The following is an 18,323-nucleotide window of genomic DNA, read 5'->3' as shown; positions in this document are numbered from 1 at the left end:
CCCTTGGCTTCACGGCCTGGCCGGTGCCGCCTGTGTCGCAGGAGGCAACACGTGGGGCGTGATCAGCACGATCACCTCCGAGCGGCTCTGCTGGGAGCGACTCGACCAAAACAGGTGCCGCAGCACCGGGAGGTCCCCCAGCACCGGGACGGAGGCCGTGACGTCCTCGCGGCTCTCCTGCACCAGACCTCCCAGCGCCAGGGTCTGGCCGTTCGGCACCCGCACGGTGGTCGACACCTCGCGGCGGCTCACCACCGGCAGCCCGTCGCTCATCTGCTCGGTGACGTCGGTGACGGTGGGCTTGACCGTCAGCGTCACCTCGCCGGACTCGGCGATCCAGGGGGTGATGTTGAGGCTCACGCCCGCCTTGATGGCCTCCAGGCGGGTGAAGGTGGTCGAGCCGGACTCGGTCTCGATCTTGATGTAGCGGTCCTGGCCGACGAAGATGGAGGCGCTGGCGCCGTTGACGACGGTGATGCGCGGATTGGCCCGGATGGAGGCCTTGCCCTGATCCACGAGGAGCTTGAGGTCGGCCATGAGCTTGCCGAAGGGCGTCCCCACCACGGCGCTCAGCACGCCCTCCATGGGGTCGTAGGCGACCACGTCGGGAGGCGTCGAGCGGGAGGTCCACTCCCAGTCGAGCCCCAGTTGCCGGCGCGCATCCTCCGACACCTCGGTCACGATGGCCTCGATGACCACCTGGGGTGCCTGCCGGTCCACCATCTGCAGGTCGGCCACGATGCGGGCCAGCAGCTCCGGCGGCGCCGTCACCAGGGCCGTGTTGGTCTCGGCGTCGAAGCGCACGTAGGGCGCGTAGTACTCGGGCATCAGGCGCCGGGCCTGCTCGGCCTTGACGTAACTGAATCGCACCGGCCGGGTCTGGGTGAGGACGTGGAAGTTGGGGCTCTCCCGATCGCCGCGCCCCACCAGGTAGGTCCGGTCGTCCAGCCGCACGAAGCCGTACCCGCCGCCCGCCAGCACCATCCGCAGCGCCCGCTCCAGGGGGACGTCCTGCAGCTCCAGCGTGACGAATCCCTGCACCCCGGGCTCCACCAGGATGTTGACGCCGGCCTGCATCCCGATGTCCTGCAGCGCCTGGGTGATGAAGGTCTCGACGAAGACGTTGGAGATGAGAGGCTGGCTGGCCGCAGACGCCCCGCCGGTCGTGGACGCCATCTCCGGCGGGCCCGTCTCCCGTTGGAGGCCGCCTGCCGAGGCCGCCGGGGCCGCTGCGAGGAGGCACCAGGCGGCCAGCGCCACGCCGGCGGCCACCCACCCGAGCCGCCGCCCCGTCGACCCGACGCCCGTCGCTCCATGCTTCACGGCCATATCCCCGCTCTCGATGTCAGGGGGCTGGCGCCCCCTCTTCTCGCGATGCAGACTCCATTTTGGAGGACCCCGTTACGGGTCGTCCGGCTGCAGCACGCCGTCGGCGACCCGGAAGGTCCGCTGCACGCTCAGGGGCGCTCCCCCCGTCACGCGCACCAGCACGCTCGCCCGGTACTGCCCCGGCTCCGTGGGGATGGCCATCATCGTCCCCATCAGGCGGGTGCCCCCCGGCAGCACCGGCGTCTCGGTGGCCGGCATGGGGAGCCGGGCCATCTGGATCCAGACCGGCTCGCCGACGTACTCGGCGCCGTCCGCCGCCACGGGCGTCTGTTGGCGCTCCAGCACCACCTCGCCGGCGGGCAGGACGTGGATCTGGCCCGTGTTGGTGAAGCGGACGCCCACCGTCATCTGGAGGCCGTCGGGGGAGGGGAGCAGCTCGACGGGCGAGAGCACGCCCTCGATCCGCAGGTCCTTGCCCACGATGGTGTGCACGGGCACGGCGACGTCCGTCTCCAGCATCGGCTCGTTGCCGTCGGTCTCGGGCAGTGCCCGGAGCAGGACCTGGCCGTAGCGGGCGCCGGGCTGCACGTCCGACGGCGTCCGGACGGCCACCTGCAGGTTGCGCACCTGGCCCGGCGCGACCGTGATGCGCTCGGGGCGGAGCGTCAGCCACCCATCGTTGGAGACGGGCGACGGCAGGGCTTCCGTGTTGGGGTTGCCCGCTTCGTCGTAGACCAGCGGCAGGATGGTCCCGCTGAGGGTGACCGGCACTCGATCCAGGTTGCGTACCCGGATGGCCGCGAAGCGGCTCGCCCCCGGCACCAGCTCGAAGATCGCCACCTCGGGCTGCACGTCGATGCGCACCGCCCGGCCTCCCTGGGGGCTGTCCAGGAGATCCCCGCCCAGGACGAAGGACTGCCGGGTGATGGCCGGCCGCAAGCCGCCGTAGTTTATCACCGCCTGCGCGGTGTACCGGCCGGGCGGCAGTCCCCCTGGCAGCAGCGAGCCCACGGCCACGGCGGCGCCCGGCAAGACGGCCCCCCGTCCGGCTCCCAGCGGAAACTCCCGGATCTTGCGCCCGCTCTCGTCCCAGAGGCTGAGCGTCCCGGAGACCAGCGCGTGGACGTTGCCCTCGTTGACCACGTCCGTCAGGAAGACGACCGCCTGGGGGCCGTAGCGCGCCCGGTACTGCTCGAAGCCTCGCTGCTCCGTCGTGGCCACCCGGAAGCCGTCGATGCGCACCTGGGGCCGCACCACGGCCCCCCGGGAGACGGCCTCGACGATGACGGCGAACTGATGGCGGAACTCCTGCCGAGGGCCCGGCTCGCCGTCGGTGGGCGGCTCGGGCACCAGCTCGATGATGACCGCCGCATAGGCCCCGCCGCTGAACGAGCGGGGAAAGGTGAGCCGGCCCTGGATGGCCTGGGATCGGCCCGGCGTGATGGTGAACTGCGTAGGCTGCACCTCGATCCACTCCGCGGCCGAAGGGGCACTGGCCCTGCCGTCGGGGTCGGGGCGGTAGGCGCCCGACGCATCCTGGCGGATCGGCACGACGCTGACCACGAAGTCGGCCGGCGGGCCGTCGCTCTCGTACCCGAGGGAGATGTCGAACGAATGGGAGGTGCCGGGTCGGCCCTCCACCTCCACCAGCAGCGGCGTCAGGCTGAAGGAGAAGGCAGCCGAGCCGGGGAGCGCGGCGGCGTGGACGAAGGCCATCCCCAAAAGCGCCGCCACGGCGAGTCGGCCCCACCCGATGCGGCCCTTCATGGTCTCCCATCCCCTCCGGTCGCGGGCCGGCTGCGCGGCCGATCCCATCGACACGTCCGGACCCTTGCCGTCCTGGAGAAGGGGAGAGCGAGCGCCCTCCCCTTCCAGGCCACCGTCGATGAGCCTCAGCGGGGCCCGACCAGGTCGGCGTAGAAGCCCGTCGCCGGATCGATCCAGAGCTTGATGTTGGTCAGCGTGACGGTGACGGTGCCGACGTTCTCGTACTCCGATGAGGAGTTGGAGGGGCCGACGTTGATCTTGCTCCACAGCTTCCATTGCTGGCCGTAGTGGAGGGCCTCGCTGTCCTCGAGCAGGATGCTGGTCTCATTGAGGTCCTCGGCGGGCACCCAGACGACGAGATTGGGGTCCTCCACGGTGCTGTACCCGTACTCGGTCTCGATGTACTCGTCGACGCCCTGCCCCGGAGCCTCGTATGCCAGCGGGCCGAAGCCGCTGAAGGAGATGACCACGTCGTTGTTGCTCTTGATGGTGCCGGTCATGGAGTCCGAGGCGTAGATGCCGGGCCGGCGGATGCGCCAGTCCTTGCGGGTGCCACTCATGGTGTACTCCACCCACTGGGCCACGGAGGCGTGGTTGGTGAACTGGAACCCGGTGACGGCCTGGTTCGTGATGCCCTGGTTGTAAGGCCCGGAGTTCCAGCTACGCGCCGGCCCGTTGGGGTCGCCGAACGTCAGCCCCACCCAGGTGCTGCCCTGCAGCTCCCACACCTTGGTCTCGCTGGCGCCCGGCGGGAGCGGGTAGCCGTTGGAAGCCGCCAGAGCCATCCCACCGGAGAGCAGCAGCGCCGCCAACACGAGGAGCCATCCCAGTCGCTTCATGCTCGCATGATCCCCTTTCGAGAAATGTGTCCCGTCGTCTTCTATCCCACCGTTACCGCAGGCCACCGGCCACGGTAGGCCACGGTGCAGGCCTCACGGCCCGTCCCTGTCCGGGCGCTCGCGACTGGCATCGACCACCCCCTCTCACAGCCCCTCCTGCGCCGCTGGCGGCAGGACCAGGTCGTCCGGCCGCGGCATCAAGGCATCCGAGCCCGTCGTGTCGGCCGCCACGCCCATGCCGCCGAAGCGGGAGAGGATGAAGACCACCGTCGCGCGGTCCTCGTACTCGCACGAGGGCGTGCCCTCGGAGACCGCCAGGCGCTGCCAGAACGTCAGGGTGCGGCCCTTGCGGAGTGTGGGAGACGCCTCGAGCCAGACCCAGCGGCGGTTGAACTCGTCGGCCTGGACCCAGCCCGCCGCCTCCGCCTGCTCCAGGGTGCTCCCCCGCGCATACCACGCGGGCAGCGTCGGCCCGGGTGCGCAGGCCCCGGACGACGGGCGGTGCAGGTCGTCGAACCCCTCGAAGAGCACCGCCACGGAGCCGTTGCTGGCCACGCCCAGCTCGAAGGCCATCGAGGCGTACTCACCGGGGCGGCGCAGCCGCCAGTCCTTGCGGGTGTTGGAGACCTCGACCCGGATCCACGGGGGGCGCCGGCTGATCACCCGCACGCACGAGAAGCTCATGCTGCCGTCGTGCTCGCGTCCCTGGCGGCCCGAACCCCACCAGACGGTCAGGGCGGAGTCGAGGCAGTACTCGCCTTCGTCGCCGTACATCTGCTTGCCCGCCGGGTTGCGGCCCGTGGCGACGTGAAAGGTCAGCACCGCCGTCGCTCCCGGCGCCAGGTCTCCCACCAGCCACTCCACAGCGGTGGCGCTGTGGGGTCCACCCACGGGCCCGAACGAGACGTGGCCATGGGTGCCGTTGAAGGTGCCAGGCACGACGTCGAGCTCGCTGCTGTAGTGGTTGCGCAGGCGAATCCCCGACAGGGCCTTGTCGCTGCGGTTGGTGACGTGCCAGGCGACTTCCCACTCGATGCGCGACTCGGGGACGACGACCCAGGTGCCGTCCGTCTCCTGGTAGGCCGGGCCGCTGGCACGATGCAGCTCATAGAGGACGGAGAGGGGCGACGGGTCCGGGGCATCGGCCCGGGCCGGCCGCGTCTCCCTGGCGGCGAGCAGGGCACAGACCAATGCAGCAGCGAGCACGGCCCGCTTCATGGACCAACCCCCGTCCTCCGGCCTCCTCCGGCCGTCGCCTCGCGGCCTCGCGGTTCGCCTGCACTCTACCGGGGCGGGGGGAGAAGCCACAATTGTACGAAAGGGAGATCGACCCGGACGATGGCCCCGCGAGGGATGGGATCAACGCACACGTGTGCGCCTTAGGTGACTGGAGCCCCGATGCGGTGCCGTCCGCGGGCTCTCGGGGCGCCGTGGGGCTCGGATCGATGATCCGCGGATCGGGTCGCGCCGGCAGGGCGCGGTGACCTTGCGTACCATTGTGGCCCGGAGCCGTGGGGACTAGCCTCGAAGGGGGGAGGTAGACGGGTGAGCCTCCAGCGGCTCATCGTGGAGTACCTGCGGGCCCGGCAGGCCACGTACCGCCAGCCCGTCTGCTCCCGGGAGCTCTCAGGGGCGCTGGGCGTATGCAGCAGCTACGTCCGCACTCAGGCCCGGGTGCTGGTGGCGCGGGGCCAGGTGGCGGTGCGGCGAGGGCCCGGCGGCGGCTACTACCTGCCGGGTCGCTGCGGGGCCGCGGTCGCCGTCGATCCCTGCGAGCTCGACGGCGTGGTCTCCGAGCTGGCCGAGATCGCCCTCGAGCTGTTGCGGGCCTCCCGACCACGCCAGGCCGAACCACCGGTGCCGAGCCGCACGCCCCTCGAAGACCTCGCGGACCGCCTGCGCACCGCCGTCGACACCCTCCAGCAACTGCAGGGCGCCGGCGGCCGTCCGGTGCCGTGAGCCCGTCAGCTGGCCCCGACGACACCGGGCGTCCTGGCCGGCCTCATGACTCGAATCGGAAGCCGGCGCCGACTCCCAGCAGGTAGTAAAGGGCTGTCGACAGCAGGGCCAGCTGGAGGGCCGACCACAGCAGGACGAGGACCGGACCCGTCCCGCCCAGGGGGCGGTTTCGGGCCAGCAGGTGCGTCGAGCGCCGCAGGTAGACCAGCCAGGCGCTCAGGAGGTAGACGGCCATCAAGGCGGGGAGCAGCTGGCCCACGTAGTAGAGGTCGCCGTACCCCCACCATGCCACGGCGAGGGAGGCCACCACCCCGATGCCCGTCGGGACGAGGCCCCAGGCGAAGGCCCTCGGCCACCTGCAACCACGCGAACTCGCTGGCGAAGGCATCGCGCTCCATCCTCCGGACGCACTGCTCGGGCCCGCTCTCGGCGATCCCGTCCGCCTATCGGTGCGCCCGTAGCTCAGGGGAGAGCGGGGGCCTTCGACGCCCGAGGTCGCGGGTTCGAATCCTGCCGGGCGCACCAGTGGCGCACCAGTCCGTTCAACCGGGCACTACCGCAAACCCCTCGAGGTGGGCTGCCTCCCGTAGCCGCCGGTCGAACACCACCATCTCCCTCCCAGGCGAAGGAGGGTCACCGGCCCACGTCATCGCCGCTGCTAACTGGAGAGCGTCAGCGGCCCGGAGAGCATGCACCCGAAGCAGGCGGATGGCCAGACGTCGCAGCTCCTCCGAAGGCTGCACCTCGAAAGCACCTTGCAGGAGCGCGGCCAGGAGCCTTCCCGCTTCGCCTTCTGCTTCCGGAGAGAGCACCGCGTCCCGTCGCAGGCGTGTCAACGCGGACCAACACTCGACGGCGGTTCCCCACCAGACGACCATGGCAGGGTCTTCTCGGTAGAGTTGCCTGGCTTGTTGTGAGCCCGGCTGGTCGGCGAGCAGCAGCACCAGCCCCGAACTATCCCAGAACCTCATCGCCCTTCCGACCGCTCCTCCAGCAGGGCGGCGAGCAGTCGTCCTTCAGGGTCAGCCGGCCGGGGTCGGTCCAGGAAATCTTCAGGAAGAGGCGCCTGGGGGGGACGGACGAGGCCCGACTCGAGCAGGGCTCGCAGGCGAGGATCCTCGCCGAGCGGCTGGTGCTCGGTCACCGGGGTGAGCATCGCCACCGGCCGACCCCGCTCCGTGACGAGGACCGTCTCGCCCCTCTTCACCAGCCGCAGGAACTCGCTTAGCCGGGCCTTCAGCGCGGAGACGTAGACGACCTTCATGGACACCACCTGATGACCATCATAGACAAAACCTCTGGTGCGTCAAGGTCCTGGCCTGGACTCCCAGCGCCCGCAGGCCCCGCCGCGACAGGTTCTGCACCCAGGCCGGGCGCCTCGTTCCCCGCGCAGGGCGCCTCCCGGGTCTGGCCGGCCGGGGTGGCCCCCCGGCGCCGTCCACTCTAGCGTCCCTCCAGAGCCCGGCGGTACGCCTCGAGCTCCGCGTCGTCGGCCAGCACCCAGTGGCCCGGCCGCACCTCGGCCCACCGGGGCGACCGGCGCCCGTCCTCGTCGCCGGGGGGCTCGTAGCGCACCACCCGGCGGTTGCGCTCCACCCGCGGATCGGGCACCGGGATGGCCGAGAGCAGTGCCCGGGTGTAGGGGTGCAGGGGAGACCGGAAGAGCTCCTCCGTCTCGGCCAGCTCCACGAGCCTCCCGCGGTGCATGACCGCCACCCGGTCGGCGATGTAGCGCACCACCGACAGGTCGTGGGAGATGAAGAGGTAGGTGAGCCCCTTTTGCCGCTGCAGCGCCTGGAGCAGATTGAGCACCTGCGCCCGCACCGAGACGTCCAGCGACGAGACGGGCTCGTCGGCGATGACCAGCTCCGGCTCCATGATGAGGGCCCGGGCGATGCCGATGCGCTGCCGCTGGCCCCCGGAGAACTCGTGGGGGAAGCGGCTGGCGAACTCGGGCAGCAGCCCCACCTCCCGCAGCGCGCTCGCCACCCGGGCCCGGCGGTCCTGCTCGTCGCGGTAGGCGCGGGTGTTGTAGAGGCCCTCGGAGACGATGTAGTCCACCTTGGCGCGTTCGTTGAGGGAGGCCATGGGATCCTGGAAGATCATCTGGATGCGGCGGGTCAGCTCCCGGTCGAGCTCGCGGGGGATGCGCCCGTCGATGCGCCGCCCCCGGAAGCGGATCTCGCCCCCGGCCGTCTCGGTGATGCGCACGATGGCCCGCCCGATGGAGCTCTTGCCCGAGCCGGTCTCGCCCACCAGCCCCAGGGTCTCGCCCCGGTAGACCTCGAAGGAGACTCCGTCGACGGCCACAAAGGGGCGTCGCCCCCGCGCCCGGTACTCGATGCGCAGGTCCCGCACCTCGAGCAGCACCTCGCGCCGCGTGCCCTGCTGACGGCGGTTGGCCGCCGCCTGCCCGTGCCCCTGCCCGTCGGGCCCCATCCAGCCCCCCTCCCAGCGCCGGCGCTCCCGCAGCCGTCGCACGGCGGGCGGGGGCTGCACCCGGGGCGCCCGAGGGTCGAGCAGCCACGTGCGGGCCCAGTGGGTGGGGCTCACCTGGAAGGGCCGCGGCTCCTGGACGAGGTCGATGGCCAGCGCGTACGGGTTGCGGGGAGCGAACGGGTCCCCCCGGATGGTCGCGAGGAGGTTGGGCGGCGCGCCTGGGATGGCGTGCAGCGGCTCGCCCTTGACGCCCAGCTGGGGCAGGGAGGCGAGTAGCGCCCAGGTGTAGGGGTGGCGCGGGTCGCAGAAGATCTCCTCCACCGTGCCCTGCTCCACGATCTGTCCGGCGTACATCACCGCCACCCGGTCCGCGACGCGCGCCACCACTCCCAGGTCGTGGGTGATGAAGATCAGCGCGATGCCCAGCTCGCGCCGCAGCCGCCCGATCAGCTCCAGGATCTGGGCCTGCACCGTCACGTCCAGCGCGGTGGTGGGCTCGTCGCAGACGAGCACCCGCGGACGGCAGGCGATGGCGATGGCGATGACCACCCGCTGGCGCATGCCGCCCGAGAACTGGTGCGGGTACTGATGATAGCGGGACGCCGCATCGGGGATGCCCACCTGCGCCAGGATCTCGACGGCCCGCTCGCGCGCCGCGCTCCCCCGCAGCCCCTGGTGGAGCTCGAGAGCTTCCTGCACCTGGGCGCCCACCGTACGCAGCGGGTTGAGCGCGGTCATCGGGTCCTGGAAGATCATCGCGATCTGCCGGCCCCGGATGCCGAGCCACTCCCGCTCGGCCCGCAGCCGGGCCAGATCCCTTGCGCCCATCAGGATGGCGCCCCGGTCGATCCAGCCGTTGGGGTCGAGCATGCCCAGCCACGACTTGGTGAGCACCGTCTTGCCCGAGCCCGACTCACCCACCAGGGCCAGGGCCTCGCCCTCGTGCAGGTCCAGCGAGAGGCCCCGGATGGCCGTGAGCACCCGGCCCCGCAGGCGGAACTTGATGACCAGGTCCCTTACCGACAGCACCGGCGGCCGGCCGCCCGGCGACCGCGCCGCGGCCGGCGTCGCCTCCATGACGCCGGCGATGCCTGACCTGACCGCTTGCGTGGGCGCTCCCTCCTCGTCAGAAGTGGTTGCGCGGATCCGACGCGTCGGCGAAGGCGTTGCCCAGCACGTAGAACGAGACGGTGATGACCGACAGCACCGCGGCCGGGAAGATGAGCTGGTAGCGCAGCGACGGCGCCATCATCACCTGGCGCCCCTCGTTGAGCAGGTTGCCCAGCGTCGGCTGGTCCAGCGGCAGCCCCAGCCCGATGTAGGTGAGGAAGACCTCCCACCCGATGGTGGAGGGGATGGACAGCGCCATGCGCAGCACGATGACCGAGACCAGGTAGGGCAGCAGGTTGCGGACGACGATGCGGGAGGTGGGCGTGCCCAGGCAGCGGGAGGCCAGGTTGTACTCGCGGTCGCGCAGGATGACGATCTGGTTGCGCACGAAGCGGGCCATTCCCAGCCAGCCCGTCGCGCACATGGCGATGATCATGGTCTGGAAGCTGGGCCGCATGATGTAGGCGAGCAGCGTCAGCAGGATGGTGGTAGGGATGTTGTCGATGACGTTGTACGCCTCGGTGATGACCGCCTCCAGCGGCCGCACGTAGCCCCAGGCCGCCCCCACCAGGATGCCGAAGGCGATCTCCCACGCCCCCACGATGAGGGCGATGATGAGCGACGTGCGGGTCCCCGCCCACAGCCGCGCCCACAGGTCCTGCCCGATGGAGTTGGTGCCCAGCCAGAAGTCGGGCCCCGGCGGCTGATTGCGCAGCTGCAGCCCCGTCACCGGATCCCGGTGGATGTGCACCGGATCCTTCTGGCCGGGCAGATAGGGCTGCACGATGGTCAGCAGCACCAGCGACATCATCAGCGCCAGCAGCACGACCGCCGTGCGGTTGCCCAGGAAGGCCCGCCAGGTGGAGCGCCAGTAGGAGTAGTCGGAGGTGGCCGTGCGCTCGGCCTCGGCCTCGTTGCGGCGGGCCAGCGTGAAGAGCAGGCGCTCTTCCATGCCGGCAACGGCCCGCTGCTCCGGCGCCGTCATGCCCGGGTCGCCCCCTGCCGCTCCAGCCGGATGCGGGGATCGAAGAGGGTCATCAGCACGTCCCCCAGGAAGAGCCCGATGATGGCGAGCACCGAGTAGACCAGGACCAGGGCCTGCACCAGCGGGTTGTCCTGGCGCTGGATGGCGTCCACCAGGAGCCCGCCCATGCCGGGGATGGAGTAGAGGGATTCGATGTAGATGGAGCCGCCGATGGTCAACAGCACGGTGGCCGGCAGGTACTGGGCCAGGGGCACGAAGGCGTTGCGCATGACGTGCTTGATCATGATGGCCCTGCTCGGCAGACCTTTGGCCCTCGCCAGACGGATGTACTCCTTGTTGAGCTCGTCCACCATGAACCGCCGCACCCACATGGCGTAGCCCGCGATTCCGCCGAGGGACATGGAGATGGTCGGCAGGATCCAGCTCACGGGGTCGAAGCTGCTGAACAGCAGGGGCAGCCCCGCGATCTCGGTGACGTAGAGCTGGATGAAGAGATGGTAGACGGCCGCCGGCACGGCATTGACGAAGACGACGTACCCGGTCCAGGCCTTGTCCCACCAGCCTCCCTTGTGGAGCGACATGTGCACGCCCATGGCGAGGCCTGCCATCAGGGAGAGCCCCAGCGCGGCCATCCCGAAGGCGAGCGAGTAGGGGATCTTGAGCGCGAGGATCTCGCGGACCGGGACGTTGGGCCGGTAGATGACGGAGACGCCCAGGTCGCCGCGCAGCAGATGGGAGTAGAAGCGATAGAGCTGCGCGTACCAGGGATCCAGAAGCCCCATCCGCCGCAGCACCGCCTCGCGCTGCTCGGGCGTCAGCTTGTCGTAGCTGTCGCCGAAGTACCCCTCGACGGGCAGGAGGCGCATCAGCAAGAAGACCACCGTCACGACGAGGAAGATCGTGACCAGCGAATGGGCCAGACGCCTCAGCGTGTACTGCAGCATGCGGCTGCTGCGCCTCCCCCCGGCCGTCAGCAGGTGCCTACTGCCCGGCCCCCGCCGCCTCCCGCCGCAGGGCGGCGGCCCGCTCCTGCAGCCACCGCTGGTAGGCCGCGTCGAAGGCCTCGGAGTCCATCGGCCGGTCCATGACCACCTGGCCCTTGTACCGCAGCTCGGAGACCCCGAAGGGCGCGTACGGCGACGTAAAAGGCTCCAGCCTGGTGGCGAGGTAGCCGCCGCCACCGACCCGGTACGGGATGACGAAGGCCTCCTCGATCAGGAAAGCCTCGGCCTCGGCGAAGAGCTCGTAGCGCCTGCCGATGTCGAGGATCTCGGCCTTGGCGGCGCTGACCAGGTTTTCGTAGCGGGTCTTGCCGTTGGCCTCGGTGTAGCCGATGGCCATCTCGGGCCGGTTGTAGGTGCCACCCGGCACGAAGGGGTCCGTGTAGGTCTCGGGGTCGGCGTAGTCGGGGCCCCAGTTGACCTCCTGCAGCGCGTAGTTGCCCGCCCGGCGGGTCGCGTTGAGGAAGCCCGTCGGCGGGAAGCCCACCGGAATGATGTCGATGAAGTCCCGGCCCAGCAGGTCCTCCAGCTGCTGCTCGATGACCTGGACCCGGTTGGTCCAGGAGGTGCTGGAGGTGTTGTAGGGCATCATCACCTTGACGGGAAACCTGGCCTTGCCCGCCAGCTCCTGCCTGGCCCGGTCCCGGTACTGCCGCGCCAGCTCGGGGTCGAAGGTGTCCTGCCAGGAGAGGGCGGCGAGCGCGCCGATCTCCGTGTACTCCTTGCCCCCGTGGGCGGCGAAGTTTCGGGGGGTGATGGTGTTGCTGAGCAGGCGGTCCGGGTTGTACGGGTCCTCGGTGAGCAGGGCGGCGCGGCGGTCGAGGCCGTGGAAGATGGCCTTGCGGAAGTTGCGGTTGTTGACGGCGACTCTCCAGTTGTCCGGCTCGTACTCGGGAGCGAACTTGGGATCGAAGTTGAACGCGTAGAAGTAGGTGTAGAAGTTGGTCATGCCGGGCCGGACCATCTTGCGGCGCACCGGGTCGTTCATCCACTCGTCGAGCGCGGCGGTGGGGATGGCCGCCCCGGTGATCTGGCCGCGCAAGAACAGCTCGGGGGCGAGGGTCGACGCCTCCTTGTTGTAGCGGAAGACGAGTCGGTCGATGTGGACGTTGTCGGCGTCCCAGTACTTGTCGTTCTTGACGAACACCTGGATGTTGTGGGGCTCCCAGACCGAGAAGATGTAGGCGCCGTTGTAGAGCAGAAACTCGTTGTCCGTGCCGAACCTGTCGCCCACCTCCGCCAGGAACCTGCCGTTGACCGGCATGAAGGCCGTGTAGGTGAGCATGCTCAGGAAGTACGGGACGGGCCGCTCCAGGGTGTACTGGAGGGTGTACCGGTCGAGGGCCTTGACGCCCACCTCGTCGAAGTCGGTGATCTCGCCCTTGAAGTAGGGCTCGCCGTTCTTGATGACCCGGTAGGCCACGTTGGCGGTGAGGGAGGCGTTGGCCGGATCGAAGGAGTACCGCAGGGCGTCGACCCAGTCCTGGGCTGTCACCTCGGCGTACTCTTTGCCCTGGTGCGTCACCCACATCACGCCCCGGCGCAGGTGAAACGTCCACGTGAGGCCGTCGGGCGACACCTCCCAGGAGGTGGCCAGGGCGGGCCGCATGATGCCGAGATGGTCGTACTCGACCAGGGTGTCGATGGTGTTGGCCGCCACCGACTGCTCCGAGGTGGAGGCGGTGACGAGGTAGTTGATGGTCGACAGCTCGCCGGCGTAGACCCCGGAGACGTCGCCGGAGCGGCGCGGCGCAGCCCCGGCCGGGGTCGGCGGTGACGTGAGGGTCAGCGCGGCGCCGACCGACAGGGCGACCAGGCTGACGACCAGGCAGGTCCCCACCATCGAGGGTCGTTGTTGGGCCCCTTGCATGGCGACGCCCCCTCCCCCAGGCTTGGCCTCGTGGCCATCTGGCCCGTTTCCCAGCCCGGGCCCCGGTCCCTCGGGGGCCGGCGGTGAAGTAACCATATTCGGTAGAGCCGTGGCCCCTGCCGCCGGGAGCGTGACCGCATCGCAGGGGTTCCGTTCGCCTCCGGAAAACGTCGGATGACATTCAAAATGGTCTCGAATTGCCGACCCACGAAAACGGGGACCCGTAAGTCGAAGCGAGACGACGAACGAAGGAGTCCTGCGCCGAGACGATGGGAACGCACGGTGCCAACGGCAGGAATAAGGTATGATTCTGCTTCCTTCGATCCCGGCAAAGTTGCGCCGCCCCATGCTCCCCGTCCTACCCTCTTGCCAGGATCGGTTGGAAGAGCGGTGGTGTAAACGCGGCCATTGCAGTGGTCATGGGGTTGGTTAGCTTTTCCGCTATCATGATGACCCTTGTGCTCTTTACCCTTCGCGACGAGGAGTGGGTCACCATATCGAGCTTCTTGCGGCGAGTTCTCCCCAGGATGGTCATCTACATAGACGGCTACTGCCCCTATTGCAGGCGCACGGGGCAGATTCTGAAAGGCTTCGACGTCTTTCACGCACTGGAGGTGCGGTCATTTCGCCACGACACGTCATACGAAAAGTACCGTTTGACGGTGGATGCAGTCGAACGCGAGATGCAGCTCGTTGTACTCAACCAGGCAGGATACGAGGTGCATGGGGGGTTCGACGCTGTCGTAGCCCTCTTCAGGTACATGCCAGTCTTCTGGCCCCTTCTACCTGTTGCCTGGCTACTTCGCAAGATGGGGTATGGCCCCAGGGTATACCGCTGGCTCGCCGATAACAGACTGGTCATACCGGACGGCCAGGCGTGCGCCCGCGCATCGTGTATCATCTCCCAGGCGGATGACCACCACGCGTAGCACTGAGGGGGCTCGGATGCGGCCGCAAGGGTACGACATCGGCGACATCGCGGGGCATGTTCTCTGGAGTTTGTCCAGCTGCTTGAGCCGCCTCAATCCGCACGTCATGAAGCAAGCGCTCCGGCAAGTCCGCAACATTCGTGAAGCCCCACTTCGGTTCGGTGGAAGGTTGCCTGAGCCGGAGACCTACGCCCAACAGGTCGAGTATACGCTGCCCTTTGAAGGATGGTGGCTGGTCGCGAATGGTGGCACGATCCCCGAAACCTCCCATTCCTGGGACCTGGTCGAGCAGCGGTACGCCTACGGCTTTGTCCGGATTGAGGAAAGTGGGCACATGTTCACCGAAAAGGGTGTTCGCTTGACGGATTACTTTGCTTACGGTGCGCTGATCCTGGCTCCTGCCGAAGGAGTAGTGGTAAAGGTCCGGGACGATATCCGGGATTGGCCCATCGTGGGGACCATCGATTTCACGGCCCCGGACATTCGCGGAAACTTCGTGGTCATTCAGCATGCCGCCAATGAGTACTCGCTGCTCGCTCACTTGCGAAGGGGCAGCATCTGCGTCCGGCCAGGAGAGCGGGTCCGCCGCGGTCCGAAGATAGCGGAGTGTGGCAACTCGGGTCATTTCACCCAGCCACACCTGCATTTCCAGGTACAAGACCGGCAGGATTGCTTCGAGTCCCTCTTCCTCCCGGTAGGGTTTGCCCGCTTCAAACGGTGGCCGTCCGCGGGGGAAAGACCAAGCCCTGACTTCCTGCAGAAGGGAGACCGAGTGGCTGGGAGTCCCATCCTGGAGTGCCAGGGCAAGTCATAGAAGGGCAGAGGAGAGGCGCCGGCTGACGCTGGAGCACCTCGAATCGCAGGCCTATCCCGCAAGGGTGACGTTCGTTTCCCCCGAGATGACCCGGGGGGGCGACGCCAGCGTCGTCATGGTGCGCCTCTCGCGCGAACAGCCAGCGGCCCTGCGGCCGTTCGCCCCGGTGGGAGTGGAGATCCTGACGGGTGTGCTGGAGCAGCAGCCTGCCGTCGAGAGGGGGCCGTTATACACGAGCGGGGACGGCGAGCCGAGCTTCAGCTCCAGCCCCCGGTTGCCCGGATCCAGCGCGGGCCAAATGGTAACGGTAGACAACAGAGAATCTCTTGTCAGAGAGAAACGCTTGCTCCGGTTTATAGTTGACGCGGCTAAATACCCTCGCGTATACTCGCCCCCGGAGAGGGGGCCCCCACACGTGGGCGCAGCCGCCCTGATCATGTTGCGCGAGGGCCTCGAGGCGGCCCTCATCGTCGCCATCCTGCTGGGTTACCTCCGCAAGATCGGTCAGTCCGCCCATGCCCGCTACGTCTGGGGAGGCGTGGCAGCCGCCGTCGTGGCCAGCGCTGCCCTGGCGGGCCTCTTCCGGGTGGTGGCCGGCGGCTTCGAGGGCAGGGCCGAGGCCATCTTCGAAGGCGTCGTCCTGCTGGCAGCCGTGGTCGTCCTGACGTCCATGATCCTGTGGATGCAGTCCCAGGCCCGCCACATCAGGGGGCAGCTGGAGCGGCGGGTCGATCAGGCGCTGTCGGCGGGCCAGCGGCTGGGGCTGTCCAGCGTGGCGTTCGTGGCGGTGCTGCGGGAGGGGGTCGAGAGCGTCCTCTTCCTGGCAGCCGTCTTCATCGTGGAGCCCGACGCCGGGGCCGTCGCGGGCGCCCTGGTCGGGTTGGCGGGGGCAGTCGCCCTGGCGCACCTCATGTACCGGGCGTCGGTGCGGCTCGACCTGCGGCGGTTCTTCTTCTACACCGGGCTGCTGCTGGTGTTGGTGGCAGCCGGCCTGCTGGCATCGGGCATCCACGAGCTCCAGGAGGCCGGTCTGGTGCCCGTCGTCGTCGAGCGTGTGTGGGACACGAGCGGGGTCCTCGACGAGAGCGGCGTCATCGGCTCTCTCTTGAAGGCGCTCTTCGGCTACAACGCCGACCCGTCGCTGCTGGAAGTGCTGGCGTGGGTGGCCTACGTGGCGGTGGTGGGCGCCCGCTTCGTGGGAGCTACCCGGCCCCGGCCGTCGGCGCCGGCGTCGGCGGCGGCCACCTCGTCGTGAGGACGGTGGCGACGAAGAACGTCCGCCCCTGGCCCCAGGGCATCCGAAGGTCCCGCTCCTCCCGGCACGAGGACCCGGCGCACGTTGACGAAGACCCGGGCCAGCTCGTCGAGGGCGAGGATGTGGTTGAGGGAGTCGTAGAGCGAGACGGCCGCGTCGACCGCCTCGGGCAGGGCGAAGTCACGCGCGTCGGCCAGCACGAAGTCGGCCTGGGGGGCGTGGACCCGGGCGAAGGCCAGCATCCCGGCCGATACGTCGACCCCCACCACCCGGAAACCCCGCTCCGTCAGCAGCGCCGCCAAGTGGCCCGTGCCACAGCACAGATCGAGGATGCGAGCCCCGGCTGGGAGCTCCCCCAGGACCAGTCGCTCCAGGACCGGCAACACCTGGCGGCTGAAGCCGCCCCAATGCCGGTCGTAGAACCAGGCGGACGGGTCGTAGTCGGCGTGTCGGCCCTGCGCTTGCACGGGCCGGTCCCCCTCTGCCCGCGCGACGGCGTCCCTCGAGCGGGGACCTTCTTCAAAAGAACCGCAGCGCCTCCTCGTTGAGGTCGACGATGACGGTCTTGGTCTCCAGGTAGGGCTCCAATGCGTCGGGGCCGAGCTCACGGCCCAGGCCGCTCTGCCTGTAGCCGCCGAAGGGGGCGGTGGGCGAGAGCACCTGATAGGTGTTGACCCAGACCGTGCCGGCCCGGACGCCGCGCGCCACCCGCAGGGCCCGCTTGACGTCGCGGGTCCAGACGCCGGCCGCGAGCCCGTAGAGGGTCCGGTTGGCCAGCTCGATGGCGTGCGCCTCGTCGCGGAACGGGATGACCGCCGCCACCGGCCCGAAGATCTCCTCGCGGGCGATGGTCATCTCGGCCGTCACGCCGGCGAAGACGGTGGGCTCGACGAAGTAGCCCGGCCCGAGCGCCTCGAGCCGGCGCCCGCCGACGACCAGGCGAGCCCCCTCACGGGTGCCCGTCTCCACGTAGCCGAGGATGCGGCGGAGCTGGTGCTCGCGGATGACCGGCCCCACGTCGGTGGCGGGATCGCGGCCGGGCCCCACCTTGAGCTGGCGCACCCGCTCAGCCAGCGCCTCGACGAAGCGCTCGTAGATGGTCTCTTGCACCAGCACCCGGGTGCCGGCCTGGCAGACCTGCCCGGAGTTGAGGTAGACGCCGAAGACGGCCCCCGAGACGGCCTCCTCCAGGGGCACGTCGTCGAAGACGATGTTGGGCGACTTGCCGCCCAACTCCAGGGTGACCCGCTTGATGTCGGGCGCGGCGGCCGCCAGGATCTTGGCCCCCGTCGCCGTCTCGCCGGTGAAGGCGATCTTGGCCACGCCGGGGTGGGCCACCAGCGCCGCCCCGGTCTCGTCGCCGCCGGGCACGACGTTGAGGACGCCGGGCGGCACGCCGGCCTCGGCGCAGATCTCCGCCAGGGCCAGCGCCGTGAAGGGCGTCTCGGGCGCCGGCTTGAGCACCGCCGAGCAGCCGGCGGCCAGGGCAGCGGCCACCTTCCAGGCGGGCATCAGCAGGGGGAAGTTCCAGGGGGTGATGAGGCCCACCACGCCCACCGGCTCCTTGAGGGTGAACAGGAGGTACTGCCCCTGGGGGCCCGGCAGCGAGAAGGGGAGGGTGCGGCCACCGGTGGTCGGCACCAGAGCGGCGAAGTAGTCGAAGACATCGGCCGCCATGGGGATCTCCAGCCACTGGGCGAAGCTGACCGGCATGCCGTTTTCGCGGGTCATGAGGTCGGCGAGCTGGTCCTGGCGCTCCCGGATGAGCTGGGCGATGCGGTGAAGGGTGCGGGAGCGCTCGAGAGGGTCGATGCCCAGCCAGCGAGCGTCGTCCATGGCGGCCGAGGCGGCTCGCACGGCGGCGTCCACGTCGGCGGGGCTGCCGTCGGCGGCTTCGGCGAAGGCCTCGCCCGTCGCCGGATCGATGACGAGGTAGGAGCGGTCGCCGCCGGAGGCGGCGACCCACTCCCCGTCGATGAAGAGGCGGCGCTCCCAGCGCCGCACGCCGTCGATGGCCATGAAGGCG

17 protein-coding genes and 1 tRNA gene are annotated in these 18,323 nt (G+C 69.6%); 5 read left to right on the top strand and 13 right to left on the bottom strand.

The features are described 5' to 3' along the window. Nucleotides 1–9: 9 nt before the first annotated feature. The 4 genes from VLY81_RS10475 to VLY81_RS10460 all read right to left on the bottom strand — a co-directional run bounded on the left by VLY81_RS10475 (nt 10) and on the right by VLY81_RS10460 (nt 5,153). The gene (locus VLY81_RS10475; RefSeq protein WP_324668115.1) at nt 10–1,323 is read right to left on the bottom strand and encodes a secretin GspD/PilQ domain-containing protein; all 1,314 of its coding nucleotides are present in this window, start codon (nt 1,321–1,323) and stop codon (nt 10–12) included. A 78-nt stretch (nt 1,324–1,401) separates the two neighbouring features. Next, nucleotides 1,402–3,150 (bottom strand): hypothetical protein, encoded by a 1,749-nt coding sequence (locus VLY81_RS10470; protein ID WP_324668113.1) that lies wholly within the window; start codon nt 3,148–3,150, stop codon nt 1,402–1,404. A gap of 71 nt (nt 3,151–3,221) precedes the next feature. Beyond that, on the bottom strand, nt 3,222–3,935 hold the full coding sequence (locus tag VLY81_RS10465) for a hypothetical protein (RefSeq protein ID WP_324668112.1): 714 nt from the start codon (nt 3,933–3,935) through the stop codon (nt 3,222–3,224). A 144-nt stretch (nt 3,936–4,079) separates the two neighbouring features. After that, entirely contained in the window at nt 4,080–5,153 is a 1,074-nt protein-coding gene (locus tag VLY81_RS10460; RefSeq protein WP_324668111.1) for a hypothetical protein, read from the bottom strand. A gap of 327 nt (nt 5,154–5,480) precedes the next feature. On the opposite strand from VLY81_RS10460, the gene VLY81_RS10455 reads away from it, so the two are divergent. Then, nucleotides 5,481–5,894, top strand: a complete 414-nt coding sequence (locus VLY81_RS10455; RefSeq protein WP_324668110.1) for a hypothetical protein — start codon at nt 5,481–5,483, stop codon at nt 5,892–5,894. Between the two features lie 43 nt (nt 5,895–5,937). Here the strand turns inward: VLY81_RS10455 and VLY81_RS10450 are convergent, their stop codons facing one another. Next, a complete protein-coding gene (locus VLY81_RS10450; RefSeq protein WP_324668109.1) occupies nt 5,938–6,204 on the bottom strand; it encodes a hypothetical protein in 267 nt (88 codons plus the stop codon). Between the two features lie 141 nt (nt 6,205–6,345). On the opposite strand from VLY81_RS10450, the gene VLY81_RS10445 reads away from it, so the two are divergent. Further along, a tRNA-Arg gene (locus VLY81_RS10445) sits at nt 6,346–6,419 on the top strand. A gap of 17 nt (nt 6,420–6,436) precedes the next feature. Here VLY81_RS10445 and VLY81_RS10440 read toward each other — a convergent pair. From VLY81_RS10440 to VLY81_RS10415, 6 genes are all read right to left on the bottom strand, one after another. Further along, entirely contained in the window at nt 6,437–6,865 is a 429-nt protein-coding gene (locus VLY81_RS10440; protein ID WP_324668108.1) for a PIN domain-containing protein, read from the bottom strand. Further along, nucleotides 6,862–7,158 (bottom strand): type II toxin-antitoxin system Phd/YefM family antitoxin, encoded by a 297-nt coding sequence (locus tag VLY81_RS10435; protein ID WP_324668107.1) that lies wholly within the window; start codon nt 7,156–7,158, stop codon nt 6,862–6,864. The genes VLY81_RS10440 and VLY81_RS10435 overlap by 4 nt, the downstream gene beginning before the upstream one ends. 179 nt (nt 7,159–7,337) lie before the next feature. Then, entirely contained in the window at nt 7,338–9,410 is a 2,073-nt protein-coding gene (locus VLY81_RS10430) for an ABC transporter ATP-binding protein (RefSeq protein ID WP_324668105.1), read from the bottom strand. A gap of 49 nt (nt 9,411–9,459) precedes the next feature. Continuing rightward, the gene (locus tag VLY81_RS10425; RefSeq protein WP_324668104.1) at nt 9,460–10,428 is read right to left on the bottom strand and encodes an ABC transporter permease; all 969 of its coding nucleotides are present in this window, start codon (nt 10,426–10,428) and stop codon (nt 9,460–9,462) included. Beyond that, on the bottom strand, nt 10,425–11,372 hold the full coding sequence (locus tag VLY81_RS10420) for an ABC transporter permease (protein ID WP_324668103.1): 948 nt from the start codon (nt 11,370–11,372) through the stop codon (nt 10,425–10,427). The genes VLY81_RS10425 and VLY81_RS10420 overlap by 4 nt, the downstream gene beginning before the upstream one ends. 37 nt (nt 11,373–11,409) lie before the next feature. After that, the gene (locus VLY81_RS10415) at nt 11,410–13,299 is read right to left on the bottom strand and encodes a peptide ABC transporter substrate-binding protein (protein ID WP_324668102.1); all 1,890 of its coding nucleotides are present in this window, start codon (nt 13,297–13,299) and stop codon (nt 11,410–11,412) included. A 446-nt stretch (nt 13,300–13,745) separates the two neighbouring features. Here VLY81_RS10415 and VLY81_RS10410 point away from each other — a divergent pair, with 446 nt between their 5' ends. The 3 genes from VLY81_RS10410 (at nt 13,746) to efeU (ending at nt 16,297) form a co-directional block, all read left to right on the top strand. After that, nucleotides 13,746–14,228: a thiol-disulfide oxidoreductase DCC family protein gene (locus VLY81_RS10410; RefSeq protein WP_324668101.1), complete on the top strand. Its 483-nt coding sequence runs from the start codon at nt 13,746–13,748 to the stop codon at nt 14,226–14,228. Then, complete coding sequence (locus VLY81_RS10405) at nt 14,212–15,042, top strand: M23 family metallopeptidase (protein ID WP_324668100.1); 831 nt, start codon at nt 14,212–14,214, stop codon at nt 15,040–15,042. Before VLY81_RS10410 ends, VLY81_RS10405 begins: the two co-directional genes overlap by 17 nt. A 415-nt stretch (nt 15,043–15,457) precedes the next feature. Then, entirely contained in the window at nt 15,458–16,297 is an 840-nt protein-coding gene (gene efeU, locus VLY81_RS10400) for an iron uptake transporter permease EfeU (RefSeq protein WP_324668099.1), read from the top strand. On the opposite strand, the gene VLY81_RS10395 is transcribed toward efeU, so the two are convergent. Both VLY81_RS10395 and VLY81_RS10390 read right to left on the bottom strand, forming a co-directional pair. Further along, the gene (locus tag VLY81_RS10395) at nt 16,210–16,764 is read right to left on the bottom strand and encodes a class I SAM-dependent methyltransferase (RefSeq protein ID WP_324668098.1); all 555 of its coding nucleotides are present in this window, start codon (nt 16,762–16,764) and stop codon (nt 16,210–16,212) included. The two genes, efeU and VLY81_RS10395, sit on opposite strands and share 88 nt — an antisense overlap. 52 nt (nt 16,765–16,816) lie before the next feature. Beyond that, on the bottom strand, nt 16,817–18,310 hold the full coding sequence (locus VLY81_RS10390; RefSeq protein ID WP_405001369.1) for an aldehyde dehydrogenase family protein: 1,494 nt from the start codon (nt 18,308–18,310) through the stop codon (nt 16,817–16,819). Nucleotides 18,311–18,323: the final 13 nt, after the last annotated feature.

Source organism: Limnochorda sp. LNt (genome assembly GCF_035593265.1).
GTDB classification, from domain to species: Bacteria; Bacillota; Limnochordia; order Limnochordales; family Geochordaceae; genus Geochorda; species Geochorda subterranea.
Note: the sequence above shows the minus strand (reverse complement) of the source record. Positions and strands in the feature narration are given on the sequence as shown.

What these genes read in the sequence shown, in the direction of transcription:
- VLY81_RS10430 (WP_324668105.1), bottom strand. Translation starts at nt 9,410, where the DNA reads ATGGAGGCGACGCCGGCCGCGGCGCGGTCGCCGGGCGGCCGGCCGCCG.
- VLY81_RS10410 (WP_324668101.1), top strand. Translation starts at nt 13,746, where the DNA reads ATGATGACCCTTGTGCTCTTTACCCTTCGCGACGAGGAGTGGGTCACC.
- VLY81_RS10465 (WP_324668112.1), bottom strand. Translation starts at nt 3,935, where the DNA reads ATGAAGCGACTGGGATGGCTCCTCGTGTTGGCGGCGCTGCTGCTCTCC.
- VLY81_RS10425 (WP_324668104.1), bottom strand. Translation starts at nt 10,428, where the DNA reads ATGACGGCGCCGGAGCAGCGGGCCGTTGCCGGCATGGAAGAGCGCCTG.
- VLY81_RS10415 (WP_324668102.1), bottom strand. Translation starts at nt 13,299, where the DNA reads ATGCAAGGGGCCCAACAACGACCCTCGATGGTGGGGACCTGCCTGGTC.
- VLY81_RS10420 (WP_324668103.1), bottom strand. Translation starts at nt 11,372, where the DNA reads ATGCTGCAGTACACGCTGAGGCGTCTGGCCCATTCGCTGGTCACGATC.
- VLY81_RS10460 (WP_324668111.1), bottom strand. Translation starts at nt 5,153, where the DNA reads ATGAAGCGGGCCGTGCTCGCTGCTGCATTGGTCTGTGCCCTGCTCGCC.
- VLY81_RS10440 (WP_324668108.1), bottom strand. Translation starts at nt 6,865, where the DNA reads ATGAGGTTCTGGGATAGTTCGGGGCTGGTGCTGCTGCTCGCCGACCAG.
- VLY81_RS10405 (WP_324668100.1), top strand. Translation starts at nt 14,212, where the DNA reads ATGACCACCACGCGTAGCACTGAGGGGGCTCGGATGCGGCCGCAAGGG.
- VLY81_RS10435 (WP_324668107.1), bottom strand. Translation starts at nt 7,158, where the DNA reads ATGAAGGTCGTCTACGTCTCCGCGCTGAAGGCCCGGCTAAGCGAGTTC.